Source organism: Delftia sp. JD2 (genome assembly GCF_001682645.1).
In the GTDB taxonomy this organism is placed as follows: domain Bacteria; phylum Pseudomonadota; class Gammaproteobacteria; order Burkholderiales; family Burkholderiaceae_C; genus Comamonas; species Comamonas acidovorans.
Window position 1 is genome coordinate 71,794 of record NZ_LFJT01000001.1, and the last position, 12,836, is coordinate 84,629.

A 12,836-nucleotide genomic window follows, 5' to 3' on the forward strand; every position below is an offset into this window, starting at 1 on the left:
TTCATGGACTGTGGAAGATGCACAGAACAATGAATCCCTGAGTAGCTCTCGACCCATAGAAAAAGCCTCGCAGTGCGAGGCTTTTTTGTGGCGTTTCAACGACGCTCCCCAGACAACAAAAAAGCCGCGCCTTGTGGGCAGCGGCTTTTTTGGAGGAGCGCCGCAAGGCGCCCCAGGCAGAGATCAGTTGCCTTGACGATCCATGGCGCGGGCCAGGTCGGCCATCAGGCGGGCGTCCTGCAGGGCGGCATTCCAGATGCGCTCGTCGGCAGCGGCCTGCTGGCGGCTCTCGGTCCAGGCACGGTAGCCGGCGCGGGCCGTCATGGCAGCGCGGCGGGCGGGAGCGGAGAACAGGGCCAGGCCCATGAAGGCGGCAACCCACAGCACCACCCAGGCGCCCAGCATGTGGCCGTCGGTCCAGTTGTGGGCGACCTCGTTGACCACCACCATCAGCGCGGCCACCAGGGCAGCGAGCAGCAGGGCGCTGGCGCCACGCTTGCCGGAGAAACGCTTGGCAGCGCTCTTGCGGTCATCGGCGGCTTGATAGACATGCACCACACCAGGGTGCTCGACACAGTAGGAGTTGTAAATGAAGTTGCTCATGGCAGATAAACCCAGTTAAATAGCCGCTTTTGACGGCGTGGCGGGCGACTAGGTGTAACTATAGGGTTTACCCTAGAGCTCTTCAAATTTATATCTTGAATCTGTAGCATTCACGCCAGTGATGACTCAGCGCCCGCCGCCATGTCTGCCCTGAACTTCCGCACACTGGATCTGAACCTGCTGCGCGTCTTCGACGAGGTGATGGCAGAGCGCAGCCTGACGCGGGCGGCCCACAAGCTGGCCATCACCCAACCGGCCGTGAGCAACGCCCTGCGCCGCCTGCGCGAGGCCCTGGGCGACGAGCTCCTGGTGCGCCAGGGCCAGGGCGTGGAGCCCACGCCGCGCGCGCTGGCGCTGTGGCCCGTGATCCGGGAGGCGCTGCAGCAACTGCAGGACACGCTGACGCCGGGCGAATTCCATCCTTCCACCGCCACCGCCACCTTTGTGCTGGCCATGGCCGACGCCACGGCGGCCACGCTGATCCCGCCCATGTTCAGCCTGCTGGAGCGCGAGGCGCCCGGCGTGGGCATCCGCGTGCTGCCGCTGACCACGCGCGACCCGCGCGGCCTGCTGGAGGCCGGCGAGGCCGACATGGCCGTGGGCTACTTCCCCGCCGCGCTGGCCGACCTGACGGCGCGCGCGCAGTCGGGCGCCCTGGTGGCCTTCGACAGTCGGCGCCTGTACGAAGGCGAGTACCTGTGCGTGATGCGCCAGGGCCATCCCCTGGCCGATGTGCCGCTGACGCTGGACAACTACTGCGCGGCGCGCCACATGCTGGTGAGCTTCTCGGGCCGCTCCTTCGGTTTCATCGACGAGGCCCTGGCCTCGCTGGGCCGCACGCGCCAGGTGGTGCTCACCGTCAACCAGTTCTTCACGGCCGGGCGCGTGGTCATGAACTCCAACCTGCTGACCATCCTGCCGCGCCACTTCGTGCCCGTGACCGGCATGGCCGACAAGCTGGTGCTGCGCGAACTGCCCTTCGACGTGCAGCCCGTGCATGTGGATGCGCTGTGGCGCCGGCGCGGCCAGCATCCGCAGGCCTATGAATGGCTGCTGCGCACGCTCACGCGCTCGGCCGAGGCCACCTTCCCGCACACCTGAGAGCGCGTTGCGGGGGCGCGCGCCAGCGCAGGTTCTACACTTGGCCGCATGAAGATCCAGCTGCTGTCCGACCTGCACCTCGAGGCCCATCCGCATTTCATCGCCGAGCCCGCACCCGATGCCGACGTGCTGGTGCTGGCCGGCGACATAGGCTCCTACCAAAGCGGCAGCCTGCTGCAAGGCGAGCACTTCGGGCTGGAGCGCTTCTCTCCCCTGCCCCAGTACGCGGGCTGGCCCTGCCCCGTGATCTTCGTGCCGGGCAACCATGAGTACGACATGCAGGACTTCGACGCCGCCCATGCCCGCCTGCGCGCCGCCTGCGAGCGCATGGGCATGGTCTGGCTGGAGCGCGAGACCGCCGTGCTGGGCGGCGTGCGCTTCGTGGGCACCACGCTGTGGAGCGACTACGACGCCATGTCCATGCACGAAGGCGTGAGCGACCTGACCCGACTGCTCAAGCTGCGCGAGAAGGCCTTTCGCGCCGCCAACTTCTACCTGCACAAGACCGGCGGCACGCGCGGCGGCGAGCCCTTCCTGGCCGAGCCCATGCGCGAGCAGTCGCTGGTCTGCCAGCAATGGCTGCGCCAGGCGCTGGCCCGGCCTTTCGACGGCCCCACGGTGGCCGTCACGCACTTCGCGCCCAGCCTGCGCAGCGCCGATCCGCGCTATGGCCTGGTGCCCGGCACGGCCGGCTTTTGCAATGTGCTCGACGACCTGCTGCCCTTTGCCGAACTGTGGCTGCACGGCCACCTGCATTCGCCCAGCGACTATGTGGCCGAGGGCCTGCGCGACGATGGCAGCGCCTGGCGCTGCCGCGTGGTGGCCAACCCGCTGGGCTATGCACGCAAGGGCGAGCAGGAGGGCTTTTTCCCGCGCTCTACCATCGAGTTGCCGGTGCACATGACCGCAGGGGCGGCAGAGGTGGCAGATGCGCCGGTCCGCGCTTGACCTGGATCAAGCACTCCATCCCGGCTTGGGCTTAGTCTTGGGCCATACCAAAGGAGGACTTTCATGAACATCCTGCTCGCAGTCGATGGCAGCCCCTACACCCAGAAGATGCTGGCCTACCTGACCTCGCACCCCGAGATCCTGGGCTCCGCCCACAGCTACAGCGCCATCACCGTCCAGCCCCAACTGCCGGCCCGCGCGCGCGCCGCCCTGGGCAAGGAGGTGGTGGACGAGTACTACGCCGAGGAATCGACCAAGGTGCTGGACCCCGTGTGCAGCTACCTGGCCGAACACGGCGTGCAGGCCACGCGCCTGAGCAAGGTGGGCCCGGTCGCCGACTCCATCATCAAGGCCGCCGAGGAAGGCAAGTTCGACCTGCTGGTCATGGGCACGCATGGCCATGGCGCGCTGGGCCGCCTGGTCATGGGCTCGGTCAGCACCCAGGTGCTGGCCGGCAGCCAGGTGCCGGTGCTGCTGATCCGCTGATCCACTGCACCGTGGACATGCGGCGCCCATAACCAGAAAAAGCAAAGCGCAGGCTTCACGGCGCAATGAACCAAAGACGGCTCCCCCGCGGGAGCCGTCTTTTTTTGCATGGCAGCTTGCCGCCGTCGTGCATGGCCTGCCGTCACCGGGCTGTCACAGCCGCCTTTTACAGTCGCGCGATTTGTCACACAGGGGATGGTGAGCATGCGCATGGATACTTTGGATTGGCGGCACAAGGCGATTGCAACGGCCTGCCTGGCCCTGTGTGGCGCTGCATGGTCCGCGCCGTTCACCCCGGGCAACCTGGTGGCCTACCGCGTGGGCACCGGCACGGGCGCCCTGCCCGTGTACCTGGACGAGTACCGCGTGGACGGCACGCTGGTGCAATCGCTGCCGCTGTCAGGCGGAGCAACGCCGCTGACGGCCAGCAGCAAGGGCTCGGAAGGCCTGCTCAACCGCTCGGACAATGGCCTGTGTCTGGTGGTTCCCGGCTATGCCGTGGCCACCGGCGGCACCGAGCCCAACGGCGTCACGGCAGCGGCGGCCCAGCGCGCCGTGGCCGTGGTGGGGTTCGACTCCGACGTGAAAAGCCTGCGCCCGCTCGGCACCACGGCCTTCAGCAAGGACACCATCCGCGGTGCAGCCAGCAGCGACTGTGGCGCCGTCTGGGCCAGCGGCAAGGGCACGGCCACGGCCAACAATGGCGTCTGGCACGTGGCTGCCGACGGCACGGGCATCTCCCAACTGAACAGCAGCAATGTCCAGGGCCTGGCGGTCGCCGGCGGCCAGTTGATCGCCGCCATCAACGGCGGCTCGCTCAACCAGATCGGCACGAATTTGCCGACCACGGGCATCCAGACGGCCCTGCCCCTGGCGGGCCTGACGCCCTCCACCTACCGCGGCATCGCCTTCCTGCAACTCGATGGCGGCCCCGCCCTGGCGAACACCGTCTACGTGGCGGACAACGATACCGGCGCCATCAGGAAATTCCGCCTTTCGATGGACGGCACCAGCTGGCAGCCCGCAGGCTCCATTGCCGGCCTGTCCAAGGTCCACGGCCTGGCCGCCTTCGATACCGGCGGCGGCAATGTGATGCTGATGGCCACCGACACCACGGGCCGCCTGTACCGCGCCTTCGATCACGGCGGCTACACCGGCACGCTGTCGGGCACGGCCGAGTCCATCGCCGCGCCGCAGGACGGCGTGTTCTATGGCGTGGCCTGGGCCCCGCTGGAGACCGTGCCGGCGACCGTGCCCGCCGCCCCCTCCAACCTGGCGGCCACCCCGGCCGGCAACCGCGTGACGGCCGCCTGGGACGCCGTGCCGGGCGCCGCCTACTACGTGGTGGAGCTGTCGCAGGACAGCTTTGCATCGGTAGCCTCCACGGCCTTGGCCCTGGGCAACAGCCAGGCGCTGGAAGGCCTGCAGCCCGGCAGCTATACGCTGCGCGTGCGCGCCGTCAACGGCCTCGGCGGGAGCACGGCTGCAGTGAGCGTGCCTTTCATGGCCTCGGCCCCGCCGACGGCTTCGCTGCCCGAACTGACCGCGTTTTCCGGCGTGGTCGGCGACGCCAACGACCCGCTGGCCTCGGCAGGCATCGGCTTCACGGTGCAGGATGCGGGGAGTGCTGGCGGCGTACAGGTCACTGCGCGTTCGAGCAACCAGGCCGTGGTGGCCGACGCCGGCCTGGCCGCGTCCAACCAGGCCGGCAACGCCGTGCTCAGGATTACGCCCACCGGCGTGGGCTATGCCGACATCACCGTCACGCTGACCAACGCGGGCGGCGCCTCCGTCAGCCGCACCATCAAGTACGCGGCCTCGGCCAACACCGCAGCCAACACCAGCCCGCGCTGGCTGGCCGGGCGCTCGGACGCATCGACGGCCATCGTCATCGATGCCGCCACCATGCTGGTGGGCGACGACGAAGCGCCCGCCCAGGATGCCTCGGGCAATGCACTGCCGGCCGGCAACTCCTTCTCGGCCTATGGCCCCGCCGGCGGGCTGCCCATCAAGCCGCTGATGCTGGACAGGACCGCTCTGGGCCTGGCCGATGCCGCCGCCTGCACCGGCGCCGGCCTCACGGGCCTGGACAGCTGCAAGAGCGACGAGGAAATGGACATCGAGGCCAGCTTTGCCCTGGGCAGCCGCGTGTACGTGGCGGGCTCGCACTCCAACAACAAGAGCGGCAAGTCGCGCACCGACCGCTGGCGCCTGGCGGCGATGGATGTGACCGGCTCCGGCGCCTCCACGGCGCTGACCGCCAGTGGCTACTACCGCTGGCTGCGCGAGGACCTGCGCAGTTGGGACGCGGCCGCGCATGACGGCCTTGCCGCCAACTACCTGGGCCTGGTGGCCAGCTCGGACGGCGGCGCCACCAAGGCGCCCGAGGCCGAGACGATGAGCGGCTTTTCCATCGAAGGCATGTCCACCAGCCCCGACAACGGCGCCGCCTGGCTGGGCTTTCGCGCGCCGCTGGTGCCGGCACCGGGCGCGCCCGCCGTCACGGCCGACGACGCCACGGGCCGCACGCATGCGCTGATCGTGCCCGTGACCAACTTCGCGGCCCTGCCTGCGGCCGGTGGCGGCAGCAAAGGCAGCGCGACCATGGGCCAGCCGATCCGCCTGGACCTGGGCGGCCGCGGCATCCGCGAAATCCGCAAGAACGCAGCTGGCGAGTACCTGATCATTGCCGGTCCCTCGGCCAGCGCCACGGGTACCGCGCCGCGCAACTTCCAGCTCTATTCCTGGGATGGCCGCGTGAACGGCGCAGGCCTGGCCCTGAACCTGCGCCCGCGCGCTGCCGACCTGGCCGCCATTACCGTGCCCAATACCGCCTGCTCGGCCGAAGGCATAGGCGCCATGCCGGCCAGCCTGGACGCAGGCGGCAGCGTGGACATCATCAGCGACTGCGGCGATGCCGATTTCTACGGCGATGGCACCGTGGCCAAGGACCTGCCCTATGCCGCCTGGAAAAAGGCGCGCCTGGACAGCCTGGCGGTGCCGGCGCTGTCCACCGTGGCCCTGTCCGCCCAGGCCGTGGACCAGACATCGGCCGTGGTCCAGGCCACGCCCGGCGTGGGCGGCAGCCTGCGCGCCGTGGCCCTGCCCGCCAATGCGCCCGTCCCCAGCTGGGAACAGGTCATGGCCGGCCTGGATGCCGCCGGCCTGCCAGCCCCTGCCAGCAACACGGTCAGCACCACAGCAGGCACGGCCGCCACGCTGTCCTTCACCGGCCTGGACCCTGCCGTGAGCTATCGCGTGCATGCGGTCAACCTGCCGGCCTCGGGCACGGCCAGCGCGCCGGCTGTGCTGGCCCTGAGCAAGCCTGTGCCCATCGGCACGCAGATCGGCACGGGCAGCAACACGGCGGGCGTGAGCAACGGCACGGGCAACGTGGGTGCGGACCAATGGCAGTTCGCCTCGAACTCGGCAGGCTTTCAGCCCGCGCCCTCGCAAAGCCCGCTGCCGGGCAACCTGCGTCTGCCCTACGGCAGCCTGAGCTTCGTGCTCATGGGCGGCACGCCGGGCTCCATGGCCACCATCCGCATGGACCTGCCTGAAGCCGCACCCGCCCAGGCCACGCTCTGGAAGTACGGCCCCACGGCCGCCACGCCCACGGCGCACTGGTATGAGCTGAGCGCCTCGGCCTACCGCTTCGCACCCGACCGCCGCTCGGTGAGCTTCGACATCACCGACGGGCAGACGGGCGACAGCGACCTGACCGTCAACGGCGTCATCGTGGACCCCGTGGCGGTGGCCGCGCCTGCGGCCCTGCCGCCCGGCGCCACGGCCACCCCCGTGCCCGGCCTGTCCACACTGGCCCAGGCGCTGCTGGCGCTGGCCCTGGGCGGCATGGCCGCACTGCGCCGCCGCCGCGGCTGACGCCCGCGCGCCTTCTGTACCGGCCGCACCCGGTACCCCCTTCAAGCCCCTGCACGGTTCGCCGCGCAGGGGCTTTTTGCTGCGGCCTGGGAAAACCCTGAATCCACCGTGTTGACGGGGCTTGTTGCAAAAACAATAATTACCACGTTAACTAAATCCACACCATGCAGATTCAGCCCTTTCTCCTGGATGACGGCCTTGCGCTGGGCACGGTCTACGGCACGCTGCTCAACCAGCAGGCCACCGTGCAGCGCCTGTCGCCGCAGTTCGACAGCGCGCCCTACAAGGCCGCTCCGCGCGCCCCCGTGCTCTATCTCAAGCCGCGCAACACCTGGGCGCGCGATGGCGCTGCAGTGGCCGTGCCGGCCGATCCCGGCGAGGTCCGCGTCGATGCCAGCATCGGCCTGGTGATCGGCCGCAGCGCCACGCGCGTCAGCGAAGCAACGGCCCTGGACCATGTGGCCGGCTGGCTGATCGCCAGCGACCTCACGCTGCCGCACGAGAACTACTACCGCCCCGCCATCCGCCAGCGCTGCCGCGACGGTTTCTGCCCGCTGGGCACGCTGGTGCGCGGCGCAGGCTTCGATGCGCAAGCGGCAGAACTCACGGTGTCCATCAATGGTGAACAGGTCTGGCAGCGCGGCTTTGCCGACCTGGTGCGCCCGCCCGCAAGGCTGCTGGCCGACGTGACCGAATTCATGACGCTGTCGCCCGGCGACGTGCTGCTGCTGGGCCCGGGCGAGGGCGCGCCGCTGGCGCGGCCCGGGGACCGCGTGGTCATCGAGGTGCCCGGCCTGGGCCGGCTCACGCATTCGGTGGTGGCAGAACAGGGAGCAGCAGCATGAAGCACGGACGCGTCATCTTCGAAGGCCAGACCCTGCAGGTCACCGAAGGCCCGCACGGACAGGTGCAGCTGCCCGGTGGCCGCCTGGTGGCGGAGACCGCCGTGCAGTGGCTGCCGCCGCTGCAGTTCGGCACCGTCTTCGCGCTGGGCCTGAACTATGCGGACCATGCCAAGGAAATCGCCTTCAACAAGGCGCCCGAGGAGCCGCTGGTCTTCCTCAAGGGCCCGAACACGCTGAACGGCCACCGCGGCCGCACGTACCGGCCCGCCGACGTGGCCTACATGCACTTCGAGTGCGAGCTGGGCGTGGTCATAGGCAAGACCTGCCGCAACGTGCGCCGCGAAGACGCCTACGGCGTGGTCGCCGGCTACTGCACGGCCAACGACTACGCCATACGCGACTACCTGGAGAACTTCTACCGGCCCAACCTGCGTGTGAAGAACCGCGACGGCGCCACGCCCGTGGGCCCATGGTTCGTCGATGCGGCCGATGTGCCCGACCCCATGAACCTGCGCCTGCGCAGCTGGGTCAACGGCGAGCTCAAGCAGGACGGCAGCACGCGCGACATGGTGCATGACATCCCCTCGCTGATCGCCCACCTGTCGGGCTTCATGACCCTGAACCCCGGCGACCTCATCCTCACCGGCACGCCCGACGGCGTGGCCGACTCCCGCGTGGGCGACGAGATCGTCACCGAGATCGAAGGCCTGGGCCGCCTGGTCAACACCATCGTCGGCGACGCGCCGGCCGCCTCCTGAACCCACCGCACACGCCAAGGAATCCCCATGCGCATTGACCACCTGATCGACGGCAAGGCCGTCGCCGGCAAGGACTACTTCGAGACCGTCAACCCCGCCACCCAGGAGGTGCTGGCCGAGGTTGCCGCTGGCGGCGAGGCCGAGGTGCAGGCCGCCGTCGCCGCCGCGAAGAACGCCTTCCCGAAATGGGCCAACACGCCCGCCACCGAACGCGCCAAGCTCGTGCGCAAGCTGGGCGACCTGATCGCCCGCCATGTGCCCGAGATCGCGCAGACCGAGACCAACGACTGCGGCCAGGTCATCGCCCAGACCGGCAAGCAGCTGGTGCCGCGCGCGGCCGACAACTTCTACTACTTTGCCGAGATGTGCACGCGCGTGGACGGCCACACCTATCCCACGCCCACGCACCTGAACTACACCCTGTTCCACCCCGTGGGCGTGTGCGCGCTGATCTCGCCCTGGAACGTGCCCTTCATGACGGCCACCTGGAAGGTGGCGCCCTGCCTGGCCTTCGGCAACACGGCCGTGCTCAAGATGAGCGAGCTGTCGCCCATGACGGCCGCGCGCCTGGGCGAGCTGGCGCTGGAGGCGGGCATTCCGCCCGGCGTGCTCAACCTGGTGCACGGCTACGGCAAGGACGCGGGCGAGCCCCTGGTGCGCCACCGCGATGTGCGCGCCGTCTCGTTCACGGGCTCGACCCAGACCGGCAACCGCATCGTGCAGGCCGCCGGCCTCAAGAAATTCAGCATGGAGCTGGGCGGCAAGAGCCCCTTCGTGATCTTTGACGACGCCGACTTCGAGCGCGCGCTGGATGCGGCCGTGTTCATGATCTTCTCCAACAACGGCGAGCGCTGCACGGCCGGCAGCCGCATCCTGGTGCAAAAGGGCATCTACGCGAAGTTCGTGGACCGCTTCGTGGAGCGCGCCAGGAAGATCACCGTGGGCGACCCGCTGGACGAATCCACCATCGTCGGCCCCATGATCAGCGCCAGCCACCTGGCCAAGGTGCGCCACTACATCGAACTGGGCCAGAAGGAAGGCGCCAGCATGCTGTGCGGCGGGCTCGATGCGCCCGTGCTGCCCGAGCGCGTGCGCAAGGGCAACTATGTGCTGCCCACGGTGTTTGCCGACGTGGACAACCGCATGCAGATCGCCCAGGACGAGATCTTCGGCCCCGTGGCCTGCATCATTCCCTTCAGCGACGAGGCCGAGGCCGTGCGCCTGGCCAACGACATCCAGTACGGCCTGTCCAGCTACGTCTGGACCGAGAGCGTGGGCCGCGCCCACCGCGTGGCCGCCGCCATCGAGGCCGGCATGTGCTTCGTCAACAGCCAGAACGTGCGCGACCTGCGCCAGCCCTTCGGCGGCACCAAGGCCTCGGGCACGGGCCGCGAGGGCGGCAGCTGGAGCTACGAGGTCTTCTGCGAGCCCAAGAACGTGGCCGTATCGCTGGGCTCGCACCATATTCCGCACTGGGGCGTCTGAACGGGCGACCAACGACAACGACAAAGAGAACCGAGGAGACAAGACATGCAACGCCGCCATTTCCTGCAATCCACCGCAGCCACCACGGCCGCAGCGCTGATGCTCCCGGGCCTTTCCCAGGCCCAGCCCGGTAGCCCGGCCGGCACCTGGCCCGCAAAGCCGCTGCGCATCATCGTGCCCTTCACGCCGGGCGGCACCACCGACCTGGTGGCGCGCCTGGTGGGCACCGAGCTGGGCAAGTCCCTGGGCCAGCCTGTGATCGTGGAGAACAAGCCCGGCGCGGGCACGGTGATCGGCGTGGACTATGTGTCCAAGCAGCCGGCCGACGGCTACACCCTGGTGTGCGTGGCCAACAGCTTCACGGCCAACAAGACGCTGGTGAAGAACCTGCCCTACGACACCACGCGCGACCTCAAGCCCGTGGCGCTGATGGGCCTGTCCGAGCATGTGCTGGCCACCCACCCGGGCAGCGGACTGAAGACGCTGGCCGATCTGCGCAGCCGCGCCAAGGCCAGGCCCGGCGAGCTCAGCTATGCCTCGTTCGGCAACGGCACCTCGGCCCATCTGTCGGGCGCGCTGCTGTGCCAGGAGATGGGCATCGAGATGGTCCACATCCCCTACAAGGGCCAGGGCCCGGCGCTGGCCGACCTGCTGGGCGGCCAGGTGGACGTGATGTTCGGCAACTGGCCCGAGTTCCGTGGCCATGTGCAAAGCGGCAAGCTGGCGGCACTGGGCATGGCCACGCGCCAGCGCTCGCAGTTCGCTCCCCAGGTGCCCACGCTGGCCGAGCAGGGCGTGGCGCTGGAATCCAACTCCTGGCAGGGTCTGCTGGCACCCGGCGCCACGCCCGATGCGCTGGTGCAGCGCATCAACGCCGCCGTGGTCAAGGCCCTGGCCGAGCCCGCCGTGGTGGACGCCTTCGCGCGCGGCGGCATCGTCTCGCAGGCCGGCACGGCGCAGCAGTTCGCAGCCTTCGTCACCAGCGAAATCGCCAAGTACGAAGCCATCATCCGCCGCGCCAACATCACGCTGGGCTGAGGCCGACACCGGGAGCCGCCATGAGCCTGTACACCATGCAGAAATTCCTGTTCCAGCTCAACCGCGAGCCCGAGGTGCAGCGGCGCTTTGCCGAGGACCGCGCCGCGCTGCTGGCCGAGTACGCGCTGGAGCCCGAGGAGTACGAAGCCATGTTCCACGGCGACATCGGCAAGCTCTACGTGCTGGGCTGCAACGGCCAGCTGCTGATGCACTTCGCGCCGCTGCTGGGCATGCCCTGGGCCGACTACCTGCAGGCCATGCGCGAAGGCGTGCAAAAGCACGGACCGGTGCGCGCGGGCGTCTACGCGATGACGACAGCCACCAACGAAAAGATCGCAGGAGTTTGAGATGAGTCTGGTATTTGCAGGCGTTTGCAGCCACGCGCCCGGCATCACGGGCCGCGCACACCTGGCCGATCCGGCCACCAGGGATGCTTTCCATGCCGCCTTCCGCGACATGGGCGCACGGCTGGAGGCGGCGCGGCCCGATGCCGTGATCGTCATCGCGGCCGAGCACTTCGCCAACTTCTTCATGAACAACATGCCGGCCTATGCCATCGGCATGGCAGACCACTACGAAGGGCCCATCGAGGACCCGGCCTGGCTGGGCATAGAGCGCCACCGCATCCCCGGCAATGCCGAGCTGTCGCGGCGCCTGATCACCGAGGTCATGCAGACCGTGGACGTGGCCTTTGCCGAGGAGTGGAAGTTCGACCACGGCATCATGGTCCCGCTGCACTTTCTGACGCCGGCCTATGACAAGGACATCATCCCCGTCAACATCAACTGCCAGGGTCCGCCGCTGACGCCGCTGCACCGCGCCTGGGCCTTTGGCGAGGCCCTGCGCCGCGCCTGCGACAAGGCGCCCGAGCGCATCGCCATCGTGGGCACGGGCGGCATCTCGCACTGGCCGGCCACGCCCGACTCGGGCAAGGTCAACTGGGAATGGGACCAGCAGTTCATGGACCGCTGGTGCCGCAACGACCGGGACGCGCTGCTGTCGTACACCGACGAAGCCACCTACCGCGACGGCGGCCAGGGCGGCTTCGAGATCCGCAGCTTCATCGCCGTGGCCGCCGCCGCGCGCGGCGCGGGCCAGGTGCTGTACTGCCAGCCCATTCCCATCTTCGCCGTGAGCTGCACGGCAGCCACCATGGAGGTGGCCTGAATGCCGCACTTGGTCATCCTCTACACGGCCAGCCTGGACGCGCATACCGACATGACGCAGCTGTGCCGCGCCCTGGCCGACACCATGCTCACCGTGCGCGCCGAAGACGGCGCCCAGGTCTTTCCCACGGGCGGCACGCGCGTGCTGGCCTACCCCGCGCCGCACAGCGCCGTGGCCGATGGCGGGGCTGCGGGCCGCGCAGCGGGCGGCGATGGCGACTACGGCTTCATCTACATCAACCTGCGCATGGGCCGGGGCCGCTCGGCCGCCGTGCAGCAGCAGGCCGGCGACGCCCTGCTGGCCTGCGCGCGCCGCCATCTGCAGCCGCTGTTCGCGCAGCGCCACCTGGGCCTGACCGTGCAGGTCGATGAAAGCCCGGGCCAGGTCTACGACGGCAAGCACAGCACCCTTCATCCTCTGTTCGGGTGAGCCACCCCCTGAGTCGCTTCGCGCCTTCCCCCTCTCTCGCTTCGCGGGAGGGGGACGACACCCTCGGTGCGGGACGGCCCTTCCTCGGTGTCCC

Annotated in this window: 12 protein-coding genes; 11 read left to right on the plus strand and 1 reads right to left on the minus strand. The window is 69.2% G+C overall.

From position 1 onward, the window contains the following. Nucleotides 1–183: 183 nt before the first annotated feature. Complete coding sequence (locus ACM14_RS00295) at nucleotides 184–603, minus strand: hypothetical protein (RefSeq protein ID WP_012202052.1); 420 nt, start codon at nucleotides 601–603, stop codon at nucleotides 184–186. Nucleotides 604–744: 141 nt separating this feature from the next. Between ACM14_RS00295 and ACM14_RS00300 the strand changes: the two genes are divergently transcribed. From ACM14_RS00300 to ACM14_RS00350, 11 genes are all read left to right on the plus strand, one after another. Then, nucleotides 745–1,704, plus strand: coding sequence for a LysR family transcriptional regulator (locus ACM14_RS00300; RefSeq protein WP_013800015.1), 960 nt, complete (start codon nucleotides 745–747; stop codon nucleotides 1,702–1,704). A gap of 48 nt (nucleotides 1,705–1,752) precedes the next feature. After that, entirely contained in the window at nucleotides 1,753–2,652 is a 900-nt protein-coding gene (locus ACM14_RS00305; protein WP_065344930.1) for a metallophosphoesterase, read from the plus strand. A 63-nt stretch (nucleotides 2,653–2,715) separates the two neighbouring features. Next, nucleotides 2,716–3,138, plus strand: a complete 423-nt coding sequence (locus tag ACM14_RS00310; RefSeq protein ID WP_012202049.1) for a universal stress protein — start codon at nucleotides 2,716–2,718, stop codon at nucleotides 3,136–3,138. Between the two features lie 210 nt (nucleotides 3,139–3,348). Next, nucleotides 3,349–7,020 (plus strand): fibronectin type III domain-containing protein, encoded by a 3,672-nt coding sequence (locus ACM14_RS00315; protein ID WP_254661978.1) that lies wholly within the window; start codon nucleotides 3,349–3,351, stop codon nucleotides 7,018–7,020. A 164-nt stretch (nucleotides 7,021–7,184) separates the two neighbouring features. Further along, nucleotides 7,185–7,865, plus strand: coding sequence for a fumarylacetoacetate hydrolase family protein (locus ACM14_RS00320; RefSeq protein WP_065344931.1), 681 nt, complete (start codon nucleotides 7,185–7,187; stop codon nucleotides 7,863–7,865). Continuing rightward, nucleotides 7,862–8,623 carry a fumarylacetoacetate hydrolase family protein gene (locus tag ACM14_RS00325; RefSeq protein WP_065344932.1) on the plus strand — a complete coding sequence of 254 codons (762 nt, stop codon included), beginning with the start codon at nucleotides 7,862–7,864 and terminating at the stop codon, nucleotides 8,621–8,623. The genes ACM14_RS00320 and ACM14_RS00325 overlap by 4 nt, the downstream gene beginning before the upstream one ends. 27 nt (nucleotides 8,624–8,650) lie before the next feature. Then, nucleotides 8,651–10,108, plus strand: a complete 1,458-nt coding sequence (gene hpaE, locus ACM14_RS00330) for a 5-carboxymethyl-2-hydroxymuconate semialdehyde dehydrogenase (protein WP_017405675.1) — start codon at nucleotides 8,651–8,653, stop codon at nucleotides 10,106–10,108. Nucleotides 10,109–10,153: 45 nt separating this feature from the next. After that, complete coding sequence (locus tag ACM14_RS00335) at nucleotides 10,154–11,146, plus strand: tripartite tricarboxylate transporter substrate binding protein (RefSeq protein WP_065344933.1); 993 nt, start codon at nucleotides 10,154–10,156, stop codon at nucleotides 11,144–11,146. 20 nt (nucleotides 11,147–11,166) lie between these two features. Further along, nucleotides 11,167–11,493 carry an aromatic ring-opening dioxygenase subunit LigA gene (locus tag ACM14_RS00340; RefSeq protein ID WP_065344934.1) on the plus strand — a complete coding sequence of 109 codons (327 nt, stop codon included), beginning with the start codon at nucleotides 11,167–11,169 and terminating at the stop codon, nucleotides 11,491–11,493. Between the two features lies 1 nt (nucleotide 11,494). Continuing rightward, nucleotides 11,495–12,313 carry an extradiol ring-cleavage dioxygenase gene (locus ACM14_RS00345; protein WP_065344935.1) on the plus strand — a complete coding sequence of 273 codons (819 nt, stop codon included), beginning with the start codon at nucleotides 11,495–11,497 and terminating at the stop codon, nucleotides 12,311–12,313. After that, on the plus strand, nucleotides 12,314–12,742 hold the full coding sequence (locus ACM14_RS00350; RefSeq protein WP_065344936.1) for a 5-carboxymethyl-2-hydroxymuconate Delta-isomerase: 429 nt from the start codon (nucleotides 12,314–12,316) through the stop codon (nucleotides 12,740–12,742). It begins immediately after the preceding gene. The last annotated feature ends 94 nt before the right edge of the window (nucleotides 12,743–12,836 follow it).

Excerpts from the sequence above, each read along its gene's own strand:
- ACM14_RS00305 (WP_065344930.1), top strand. The coding sequence starts at position 1,753 with ATGAAGATCCAGCTGCTGTCCGACCTGCACCTCGAGGCCCATCCGCAT.
- ACM14_RS00300 (WP_013800015.1), top strand. The coding sequence starts at position 745 with ATGTCTGCCCTGAACTTCCGCACACTGGATCTGAACCTGCTGCGCGTC.
- ACM14_RS00345 (WP_065344935.1), top strand. The coding sequence starts at position 11,495 with ATGAGTCTGGTATTTGCAGGCGTTTGCAGCCACGCGCCCGGCATCACG.
- hpaE (WP_017405675.1), top strand. The coding sequence starts at position 8,651 with ATGCGCATTGACCACCTGATCGACGGCAAGGCCGTCGCCGGCAAGGAC.
- ACM14_RS00340 (WP_065344934.1), top strand. The coding sequence starts at position 11,167 with ATGAGCCTGTACACCATGCAGAAATTCCTGTTCCAGCTCAACCGCGAG.
- ACM14_RS00335 (WP_065344933.1), top strand. The coding sequence starts at position 10,154 with ATGCAACGCCGCCATTTCCTGCAATCCACCGCAGCCACCACGGCCGCA.
- ACM14_RS00320 (WP_065344931.1), top strand. The coding sequence starts at position 7,185 with ATGCAGATTCAGCCCTTTCTCCTGGATGACGGCCTTGCGCTGGGCACG.
- ACM14_RS00315 (WP_254661978.1), top strand. The coding sequence starts at position 3,349 with ATGGATACTTTGGATTGGCGGCACAAGGCGATTGCAACGGCCTGCCTG.
- ACM14_RS00295 (WP_012202052.1), bottom strand. The coding sequence starts at position 603 with ATGAGCAACTTCATTTACAACTCCTACTGTGTCGAGCACCCTGGTGTG.
- ACM14_RS00325 (WP_065344932.1), top strand. The coding sequence starts at position 7,862 with ATGAAGCACGGACGCGTCATCTTCGAAGGCCAGACCCTGCAGGTCACC.
- ACM14_RS00310 (WP_012202049.1), top strand. The coding sequence starts at position 2,716 with ATGAACATCCTGCTCGCAGTCGATGGCAGCCCCTACACCCAGAAGATG.
- ACM14_RS00350 (WP_065344936.1), top strand. The coding sequence starts at position 12,314 with ATGCCGCACTTGGTCATCCTCTACACGGCCAGCCTGGACGCGCATACC.